Raw genomic sequence first — 9,629 nt, 5'->3', positions numbered from 1 at the left:
AGACACGCGGGGGAAAGTGAAGTGGGCCGTGTAGGACTCGAACCTACGACCCGCTGCTTAAAAGGCAGCTGCTCTAACCACCTGAGCTAACGGCCCGCGGAGGCCGGACTCTATGCATTCCCCGACGCGCGAGCAACCGTCACGGGGCGGGTCGCGCGGCCAAGCCGGCCAGATGCCGGGCCCCCGACGACCGGAGCACCGACCGATTGTCCCGCGCGTCCGTCCGCGCTAGCTCCCGGCCCATGACCGACACCGAGCAGTCACTGCGGGTCCGCCGCGAGGCGGTCGTTCGCGAGCACATGGAATCCGAGAACCGGCACGACTTCGACACGACGATCGCGACCTTCTCGCGGCCGCGCTACGAGATCGTCCCGACGGGCGATGTCTACGACGGCGAAGCGGCGGTGCGCGGCTACTACGCGGCGTCTCGCGGCGCGTTCCCCGACCAGCGGAACGAGGTGAAATCGCTACGCCACACGGACGATGCGGTGATCACCGAGTTCGATCTCCTCGGTACCCACCTGGGACCGCTCCGTGGGATCCCGCCGACCGGGAAGACGTTCCGCTGCCCGATGACGGCCTTCTTCATCTTCGAGGGCGACCGCATCGTCTGCGAGCGCGTCTACTTCGACTCGGCGACGATCCTGCGCCAGCTCGGCCTCGCGCCGGCGCTCCCGACCTCGTAGACGCGGACGCGGATCGGCGACGGAGCGCGCGCACGCCCCGCGCTCAGCGCGGCAGGAACTCGCCGCCGTTCACATCGAGCGCAGCGCCCACGACGACGCTCGCGTAGTCGGACACGAGGAAGAACGCGGCCTTCGCGCAGTCGGCGTCGTCGGGGATGCGGCCGAGCGGGATGTTCTTCGCGACCTCGGCGGTGAGCGCTTCGACGGTCGTGCCTTGCCGCGCCGCCGCGTCGCGCAGGTAGGTCTCGACGGCCGGTCCCCACATCCACCCCATGTACGCGGAGTTCACCCGGATGCCGTACGGTGCGAGCTCGAGGGCGAGGAGCGCGGTGGCGGTCGTGAGCGCCGACTTCGACACCGCGTAGCCGCTCTGCCACGCGATCGGCTTCCGCGTGACCATGCTGTTGATCATCACGATGGCGCCGCCGCCCTGCCGTTTCATGACCGGGACCACGGCCTGTGTGAGGTGCATCGTCCCGAAGACGTTCACGTCGAACGTCCGGCGCCAGTCGTCGAGGTCGGCGGTCTCGATCGGCTCGAACCGGCCGGGGACGTAGGCGCTGTTCACGAGCGCGTCGATCCGGCCGAAGGCGTCCACGGTGGCGGCGACCAGGCGGCGGCACTGCTCGGCGTCGGCAACGTCGGCCGGCACCTTCAGGACCGGCGTCGCGAGCCCGCGCGCCCGGATCGCGGCCTCCGCATCGTCGAGCTTCGCGGGCGTACGGGCCGCCACAGCGACGCCGGCCGCGCCCTCGGCGGCAGCGAGCGTCGCGAGCTCGATGCCGAGGCCGGGGCCGATGCCGGAGACGAGGACGATCTTGCGGTCGAGGAGCATGCGCCGGCGAGCGAGATAGCGGCGGCCATCGGGTACGGCAAGCGCGGCCCGCGGGTCCGCCCCCCGCGCCCGGCCCGATCCGTTGGCACTCGCCACGCCATCTCCATACGCAACCGTGCGCGGCTGCAAACGGCCGCACCGCCGCATTCCGGATCGTGTCACCCAATCCCCGGGGAAATCGACGTTTTCCTCTGGAACGGCGCTTGCTTCTCTCGACCGCATCTCGTACATGACGGGCTTCGATCCCGGGCGGCGCCTCGTGCCGTTACTTCACGAGCTCGAAACTCACACCGGAGGTTCCATGACTACGAACACGCAGTTCCGCTTCACCATCGCGATCGCGGTGGCGCTCGCCGCCGTGTCGGTCCTGATGCCCGACCTGGCCCTCGCGGGCCATAGGCGTTACCGCGGCGCTCCCGAGGTCGATCCGAGCACCTTGAGCAGTGCGATCGCTCTCGCGATGGGTGGCGTCGCCATCCTGCGCGACAAGTTCCGGCGCTAAGCCGGACGATCCGTAGGCACCTTGGGCGGCGCGAGCGTTCCGCGAACGCTCGCGCCGCTCGTCGTTCTCCCCCGCGTCGCCTCCCGCCGCTCCGCGATTCCGAGGTTTTCCGGTCTCCCTCTCGCTGACATTCGACGCTAGGCTGCGTCGGGTACGCATGGTTTTCGCTCGCCTGATCGGCCTGGTCGCGCTCCTCACGGCCGAGCTCTGGATCCTCATGGTCCGCTTCAGCACCCAGTCGCTCGAAGCGGCCGGGCAGGCGTGGTGGGCCGACACGCTCTGGCGCTGGAAGATCGTGCTGCCGCCGCTCGCGATCGCGATGTCGACGGCCGGCATCCTGCTCGGCGGCGACCGCCTGCGCGAGGAGCTGCGCCGGGTCTCGACCGAGATCCGGACGCCGCATCGCCCGTGGCCGTATCTCGTCGGGCACCTCACCGCCTTCGTGATCTTCGCGTGGCTGACCGCCTTCATCCTCGAGGGCTCGTTCACGACCTCGGCCGTGAAGCCGCTCTGGGTGGGCGTGTGGCTCGCGACCGCCGCCGCCGCGGCCGCTTTCTGGGCGGCGAGCCTCATGGCGCCGCGCGTGCTCTTGGCGGTCCTCTGGCGCGCGCGCGCGCTCGTGGTGCTGATCGCCGCCGTCGGTGCGATGGCCTGGGTCGCCGGACGCATCACCGAGGGCCTCTGGGATCCACTCCGTCACGCGACCATGAACCTCGTCGCCGCGCTCGTGCACCTGATGGCGCCCGACCCGGTGTTCGTGCCCGAAGACCTGGTCGTCGGCACCGAGCGCTTCTGGGTGCGCATCTTGAGCGTGTGCGCCGGCTACGAAGGCATCGGCCTGATCTGGGTGTTCCTGAGCGCGTACCTCGTCACGCACCGCCAGGAGCTCCGCTTCCCGCGGGCGCTTCTCCTGATCCCGATCGGCACCCTCGCGGTATGGCTCGCGAACGCGCTCCGCCTGACGGTGCTGATCGCGATCGGCACCTGGATCTCGAACGACGTCGCCCTCGGAGGCTTCCACTCGTACAGCGGCTCGCTTCTCTTCTCGGGGGTCGCGCTGGCGCTCGTGTGGGCGGCGCGCCGCTCATCCTACTTCAGCGCGACGCCGATCGCCGCCGCCGATGCCGCCATCGTCGGTCCGAACGTCACCGCCGCCTACCTCGCGCCCTTCCTCGCGATCGTCGCGACCCAAATGCTCGCCGGCGCGGCATCGACCGGCGGCACGAGTTTCGACCTCTGGTACCCGGCGCGCGTGCTCGCCGCGGGGGCGGCCCTCGTCGCCTTCCGGGGCGTCTACCGCGAGGTCCGCTGGACCTGTTCGTGGGCGGCCGCCGGCGTCGGGGTCGGGGTCTTCGTGCTCTGGATGGCGCTCGAGCCCACGCCCGAGGCCGCCAGGCAGGCGACGTTCGGCGGTGCGCTCGAGGCGCTCGGTCCGGCGTGGATGACGGTGTGGCTCGCGTTCCGCGTGATCGGCTCCGTCGTGACGGTGCCGATCGCCGAGGAGCTCGCGTTCCGCGGCTATCTTCACCGCCGCCTCGTCGACGCCGACTTCGACCGGGTCGCGTTCCGCCGCTTCACATGGACCGCGTTCGTCGTGTCGTCCCTGCTCTTCGGCGTGATGCACGGCCGGTGGTTCGCCGGGACGCTCGCCGGCATGTGCTACGCGCTCGTGATGTACCGCCGCGGCGAGCTCGGCGACGCGATCGCCGCGCACGCGATCACGAACGGGCTGATCGCCGCGTGGGTGCTCGCGACGGGACACTGGCTGCTCTGGTGACCCCGCCGCGCCGCGCGAGGGCGCGACGGCGCGGCGCCGGCGCGCGGCGACGGGTCAGGTCCAGCGGTTCAGGATGAAGCGCGCCCGATAGTCGGCGAAGTCGCGGGCGATGCTCTCGGGCGTGAGCCCGAACTCGTCGAGCGTGTACTGGTGCGGCGGCCGACCCTCGCGCGGGTTCGTCGCCATGAAGGCGCGCATCGCCCGCTCGACCTCGGGCGTGAAGGCGAGCCCCGCGGCGTCGTAGATGCGCCGCGCCTGCGCGACCGGATCGCGAACCGCGTCGAGGTACCAGACGTCGACGAAGCGGTCCGGGTGCCGATCGCGGACGGCGAGGCAGCGCCGGAGCGCCGCCGCCATCTTGGCGTTCCAGAGGCGCCCGACGACCTTCGGGTCGACGTGCTCGGCGGCGAGCACCCAGAGCGCCGTGATCATGCTCGCGAGCGACGGAATCGACTCGAGTGGATCGCGGTGCGTCTGCACGATGAGCGCGCCCGGAAAGACGTCGAGCAGCACGTCGGCGTAACCGAGGTGATGCGGCGTCTTCAGGACCCAGCGCTCGGCGCGCTGGCCGGCGCGCTTCTTCTGCCACTGCAGGAACTGGAGGAGCTTCCGGAGGTAGCGATAGCCCGGTGTCTGGTTTTGGGCGTCGAGCCACTGGCCGTACGACGGCACGTTCGCCGCCGACTCCGGCACCGTGCTCAGGAAGGAGTGCTCGAGGAGCAGAATCTCCTCGTCGGGCGCCATCGCGTCGAGCGGGTGGATCGCGGCGAGCGCGGGCGACCCGTCGAGCATCGCCCGCACCTCGGCCTTCGCCTGCGCCAGGCGTGAATCGTCGGCGCCGGGCGCGCCGCCGGGAAACAGCGCCGGATAGCGGCATTCGAACCAGCGCGCCGAATAGAAGCGCGGATCCTGCGCGAGCGTGCGGTGCAGGAACGTCGTCCCCGTCCGCGGCAAGCCGACGATCACGATCGGCGCGCCGATCGCTTCGTCGAGGATCTCGGGGTGGCGGCGGAAGGCGTCCTCAGCGCGGAGCCGGTTCACCAGAAGGTCGACGATGCGGGCGCGCTGCGCCGCGCGTCCGAAGTCGAGGAGCCCGGCCTCGGCGTCGAGCGCAGCCAGCAGCACGCGGAGCGGCTCGCGGAACGACTCGTCGCCGAAGTCGGCGAGGCCGGCCCTCCGCCGGGCTTCGTCCAGGATCGACTGCTCGTCGAGGCTCGTTGGCGTCTCCATCGCGTGACGTTCTCCTCTAGCCCCCGCGCCTTCGCCAACCTCGAGGCTTACCGGCGGCAGATCGCGTCTCGAATGATCGCATGCGGAGGCTCGCGCGCGAGCGTCTCGACGCGCGCGATCGGATCGACGATCTCGCGCGCGCCGATCCAACGGAAGCACACCGTTCCCTCCGCGTGGCCCGCCGTGTCGAGCCAGTTCGGCCGCCCCGGATCGCGGCCGGCGATGACGACCGTGCACCCACCGTCGGAGCCGTACACCGCCGTGTGTTTGTTCACGTGCGCGCGCCCGTAGCGGTAGTCCATCGACTCCATCCAGTGATTGTTGATCTGCAGGTTCCAGCTCTCGCACGGCGGGACGCGCGGCACCTCGACGACCAACGCCTCGTCCGGCCGGAGGCGAAAGTAGCCGTGATAGTAGTGGATCGACGGGTCGCCGCCGGCGGCGAGGTAGCGCGCCTGATCCTGGCGCGGCAGCACGTTCGGCGCGGCGGCGAAACCGGCGGCCCAGTCGGCGAAGACGCGCGCCGTGCCCTCGACGAAGCGCGCCGCGCTCCCGAGGCGGCGCGCGATCGTCGCCGGGTCGAGCGGCCGCGGCGCGGTCGGCGTCGGGTGGCGTGCGATCGTGAGCTCGGCACGGCGCTCGCGGTCGCGGTCGAGAAAGGTCTGGCGCACGATCAGCATGGAGGTCGCGGACGTCATCGGCAGCCAGTTGCCGTCGTGCGGCGTCGCGCTGACGATCACCTCGAAGCGTCCGTCCGGTCCGACCGCGAGCCGGGTGCTGTCGAGGAAGCCGGTCGGCGCAAGGCCGCCGGTCGAGCCGTAGTCGCCAGCCTTGGTGCTGAAGCCGAGGTAGTGCACGGTGCCGCGCGTGCCGCTGATCGTGTACTCGAGGCGGCCGTCGAGGCAGGCGTTCTGGTAGAAGTTGTCGGGGTTGTCGGCGCCGATCTTCAGCGTCTCGTGCGAGAGGCTGTAGAAACCGGGCGCCTCGGGGTCGGCGAACTCGACACACGCCTCGAGGGCCGCGCGCGCGAGGCGCGAGAGGTAGCGCCAGCCCTCGGCGCGCGTCAGGTCGTCGGCGGGCGCGTCGGGGCGGAGGATCTGCGCGCCGGCGCGCGCGAGCGCGGCGCAGAACGTCGACCAGGGATCACCGTCGCGAACATCGCTCATGGACGGCGTACGGTACGAGCTTCCGTCCACACGGGCAACCACGACGACGCGCGCCCGCGGCGCGGCGACCGCGACGACCGGACGCGGCCGCGCCGCCCGGACGCGCCGGCGACGCCCGGCCGCGTATCGACGCGCGCGTCAGCGCCGCGGCGGCCCGTACGGCGACGGCTTCCACGTCGCCGGCAGCGCGGGCAGCAGCGTGCCGGCGCGGACGAGCCCGATCTCGTCACGGTAGCTCGGGAGCCGCAGTCCCCCGTCCATCCGCATCTTGCCGACACAGTGCACGACCCGGGCGTCCGAGACGACGCGCGCCGTGCCGAGAGCGAGGTGCCCGAGGCGGACGTTCAGCACGTCGCCGCGGCGGGTGAACGGCACGCCGTCGGTCACGAACAGCACCTTCTTTCCGGCCGGGGTCGGCGGCGACGTCGTGGCGCCGAAGCTCGAGACGACGCGCCCCGTGCGGTCGAAGAACTGCACCGCGAAGCGACGCCGTTCCGGGTCGCGGTGGCGGCAGGCGATCATGGTCACGCCGGTTTGCTCGAAGCCGCCGACGCGCGCCGCGCGGTAGATCACGCGTCCGAACGCGGGCGCGGGCTCGGGAAGCGGCGACGGACGCGCCGCGAGCGGCGGCGCCGGGCTCGGCGCCGCGGCCGCCGCCACCCACGCCACGATCGCCACCGCGGCTCGCCCGACGCGCACGCCGGCAGCTCTAGGAGCCTGTCCGAGTAATGGTACCGAGCGAGCCAAAGGAGACCGGGAGCGAGAGCGGGAAGCGCAGCGACGACCGTGGCGGCGTGCCCGAAGGCACGCCGCACAAGGGAGAAGCGAGCACCCCGCTCGCAGCCCCGGGATCGTTTGGCGCAGCCGGTGCCATGACGCGGACAGGCTCCTAGCGAGGCGGCGCCGCACCGTCAACGCGGTCGGCGCGCGAGCCGCCGCGCCCGCCGCGCATCGGCGCGACGCGCGAAAACGACGACGCCCCGGCGGGTCGGCCGGGGCGTCGTCGATCGGATCTCGCTCGCCGCGGTCGGCGACTGACGGCACTGCTTCCCGAACGTGTCGTGGGGCGTGCGGGAACCGGAGCCGCGCGATCCGTGCGCGGCAAGTCGGAACGGGGTTACTGGACGGCGACCAGCGTCGGCCCCGCGTACTTCTTCAAGAGGCGCTCGACCTTCTCGCGCACGATCTCGGGATCGACGACCGGCTTCGCCAGATAGTCATCGCAGCCGATCGCGAGCGCCTTCTGCTCGTCGCCCGCCATCGCCTGCGCGGTGAGCGCGATGATCGCGACGCGCCGGCCGCCGGCCGTGAGGCGGATGCGCTTGGTCGCTTCCCAGCCGTCCATCACCGGCATCTTGAGGTCCATGAAGATCAGATCGGGAGAATGCTTCTCGGTCATCTCGATCGCCTCGAGGCCGTTCTGCGCCTCCAGGATCTCAAAATCGCCGATCTTACGAAGCCGGTAGACGAGAATCCGCCGGTTGTCCTCGTTGTCCTCGACGACCAGGATCTTCTTACGGTTCATGGTTGGTGCCTTTCATGGGCGCGGCCCCGTCGCGCGTGACTTCGCCCTCGCTGTGGTGCGCCGGCGAAGCCACTACGCACTCATCGGCGTCCCAGATTTCCAGCGGTGGGGGCAGCAAGAGCTATGCCGCTAGCCGTGAGGGTGGATACAGGCTATAGACGCGCCCCGCCGAGCTTGTCAAAACGGCGAGTTCGCTCGCCAGGATCGTTCTTTCGGGGCCGCCTCCCGGCGCGCCGCGGAGCGGCGACGACGTGACCCGCATGAGAAAATATTGACACCGTGACCAGTTCGCCGACGCCCCGCACCCGCTTCGCCCCGAGCCCGAGCGGCTACCTCCACATCGGAGGCGCGCGCACCGCGCTCTTCAACTTCCTCTACGCCCGCCGCCACGGCGGCGCCTTCATCCTACGCGTCGAGGACACCGACCGCGAGCGGTCGACCGACGCGTCGATCGCCGCGATCCTCGAGAGCCTCGAATGGCTCGCCATCGCGTGGGATGAAGGGCCGTTCTTCCAGAGCAAGCGCACGGCGGTCTACGTCACCGAGGCCGAGCGGCTGCTCCGCGAGGGACGCGCGTACCCGTGCTGGTGCACGACAGAAGAGCTCGAAGCGAAGCGGTTCAAAGCGCTCTCCGACGGTCGGAAGCCCGTCTACGACGGCACGTGCCGCGACCGCGCGCCGCAACCCGGCGACGCGGAGCGTCCGCACACGGTCCGCTTCCGCGGGCCGAAAGACGGCGAGACCGTCATCGACGATCTCGTGAAGGGACGCGTCGTCTTCCAGAACGCGGAGCTCGACGACCTCATCATCCTGCGCACCGATCGTACTCCCACCTACAACTTCTGCGTCGTCGTCGACGACGCCGAGATGCGCATCACGCACGTGCTGCGCGGCGACGATCACCTCGCCAACACGCCGCGCCAGATCCTGCTCTATCAGGCGCTCGGCTACGGGCTCCCAGCGTTCGGCCACGTGCCGCTGATCCTCGGCCCCGACAAGGCCCGGCTCAGCAAGCGGCACGGCGCCATGGCCGTGACCGCGTATCGCGACCTCGGCTTCCTGCCCGAAGCCGTCGTCAACTACCTCGCACGCCTCGGCTGGTCGCACGGCGACCAGGAGATCTTCACCCGCGACGAGCTCGTCGCCGCCTTCAACGTCGAAGCGATCGGCAAATCGGCCGGCGTATTCGACGTCGAGAAGATGCGCTGGGTGAACTGGAGCCACCAGAAGACGCTCGCTCCTGGCGCGCTCGTGCGCGCCGCACGGCCGTACCTCGACGGCGCCGGTCTCGCGGTGCCGGGCGACGACGCCTGGCTCGCGAAGGCCCTCGCCACCCTGCAAGAACGGGCGCAGACGCTGGTCGAGCTCGTCGAGAGCGGCCGCTACTACTTCACCGACGACGTCGCGATCGATCCCGCCGCCGCGGCGAAGTTCCTGACCCCGGCGGTCGCCGAGCCGCTCCGGTCGGTGCGCGACGCTTGCGCCGCGCTCGGCGCGTGGACCGTCGACACCATCACCGCCGCCTTCCACGAGGTGCTCGCCACGTACGAGCTCAAGCTCGGCAAGATCGCCCAGCCCGTCCGGGTCGCCGTCACCGGCGGCACCGCCAGCCCCGGCATCTTCGAAGTGCTGGAAATCCTCGGCCGGGAGCGGACGGTTGCCCGCCTCGACGCCGCCCTCTCCCGCATTTCTTGACCACCCGGACTCCGATCTCTATAGATACAGGCCTTCGATCGATGAGGAGTCGCCTAATTGGTAAGGCACCTGACTCTGGATCAGGGCACTGAAGGTTCGAGTCCTTCCTCCTCAGCTCGGCAGCACGCGTTCCACCTCGGTCCCATCGTCTAGCGGTTAGGACGGCGGCCTCTCACGTCGCAAACGGGGGTTCGATTCCCCCTGGGACCACTT

The 9,629-nt window shown here is 70.7% G+C and carries 9 protein-coding genes and 3 tRNA genes; 6 read left to right on the top strand and 6 right to left on the bottom strand.

All coding sequences use genetic code 11. The features are described from left to right. Nucleotides 1-22 precede the first annotated feature (22 nt). Nucleotides 23-96 (bottom strand) — tRNA-Lys (locus IT293_13825). A 146-nt stretch (nucleotides 97-242) separates the two neighbouring features. Here IT293_13825 and IT293_13820 point away from each other — a divergent pair. Next, complete coding sequence (locus tag IT293_13820; protein MCC6765731.1) at nucleotides 243-686, top strand: ester cyclase; 444 nt, start codon at nucleotides 243-245, stop codon at nucleotides 684-686. 43 nt (nucleotides 687-729) lie between these two features. Here IT293_13820 and IT293_13815 read toward each other — a convergent pair whose 3' ends face one another. Further along, nucleotides 730-1,521 carry an SDR family oxidoreductase gene (locus IT293_13815; GenBank protein MCC6765730.1) on the bottom strand — a complete coding sequence of 264 codons (792 nt, stop codon included), beginning with the start codon at nucleotides 1,519-1,521 and terminating at the stop codon, nucleotides 730-732. 301 nt (nucleotides 1,522-1,822) lie between these two features. Between IT293_13815 and IT293_13810 the strand changes: the two genes are divergently transcribed. Beyond that, on the top strand, nucleotides 1,823-2,023 hold the full coding sequence (locus IT293_13810; GenBank protein ID MCC6765729.1) for a hypothetical protein: 201 nt from the start codon (nucleotides 1,823-1,825) through the stop codon (nucleotides 2,021-2,023). 157 nt (nucleotides 2,024-2,180) lie between these two features. Beyond that, on the top strand, nucleotides 2,181-3,800 hold the full coding sequence (xrtE, locus tag IT293_13805; protein ID MCC6765728.1) for an exosortase E/protease, VPEID-CTERM system: 1,620 nt from the start codon (nucleotides 2,181-2,183) through the stop codon (nucleotides 3,798-3,800). Between the two features lie 54 nt (nucleotides 3,801-3,854). Here the strand turns inward: xrtE and IT293_13800 are convergent, their stop codons facing one another. From IT293_13800 to IT293_13785, 4 genes are all read right to left on the bottom strand, one after another. Then, nucleotides 3,855-5,030, bottom strand: coding sequence for a sulfotransferase (locus IT293_13800; GenBank protein MCC6765727.1), 1,176 nt, complete (start codon nucleotides 5,028-5,030; stop codon nucleotides 3,855-3,857). Nucleotides 5,031-5,077: 47 nt separating this feature from the next. Next, nucleotides 5,078-6,196 (bottom strand): DUF1214 domain-containing protein, encoded by a 1,119-nt coding sequence (locus tag IT293_13795; protein MCC6765726.1) that lies wholly within the window; start codon nucleotides 6,194-6,196, stop codon nucleotides 5,078-5,080. A 138-nt stretch (nucleotides 6,197-6,334) separates the two neighbouring features. Continuing rightward, nucleotides 6,335-6,895, bottom strand: a complete 561-nt coding sequence (locus IT293_13790) for a hypothetical protein (GenBank protein ID MCC6765725.1) — start codon at nucleotides 6,893-6,895, stop codon at nucleotides 6,335-6,337. A gap of 418 nt (nucleotides 6,896-7,313) precedes the next feature. Continuing rightward, a complete protein-coding gene (locus IT293_13785; protein MCC6765724.1) occupies nucleotides 7,314-7,721 on the bottom strand; it encodes a response regulator in 408 nt (135 codons plus the stop codon). Nucleotides 7,722-8,000: 279 nt separating this feature from the next. Here IT293_13785 and gltX point away from each other — a divergent pair, with 279 nt between their 5' ends. From gltX to IT293_13770, 3 genes are all read left to right on the top strand, one after another. Continuing rightward, the gene (gene gltX, locus IT293_13780; protein MCC6765723.1) at nucleotides 8,001-9,416 is read left to right on the top strand and encodes a glutamate--tRNA ligase; all 1,416 of its coding nucleotides are present in this window, start codon (nucleotides 8,001-8,003) and stop codon (nucleotides 9,414-9,416) included. A 42-nt stretch (nucleotides 9,417-9,458) separates the two neighbouring features. Then, nucleotides 9,459-9,531: transfer RNA gene (locus IT293_13775), tRNA-Gln, on the top strand. Between the two features lie 23 nt (nucleotides 9,532-9,554). Next, nucleotides 9,555-9,626, top strand: a tRNA-Glu gene (locus tag IT293_13770). Nucleotides 9,627-9,629 lie beyond the last annotated feature (3 nt).

The sequence above is a fragment of the Deltaproteobacteria bacterium genome, assembly GCA_020848745.1.
GTDB lineage: Bacteria > Desulfobacterota > Binatia > UTPRO1 > UTPRO1 > UTPRO1.
This window is presented reverse-complemented; position numbering and strand designations above follow the sequence as displayed.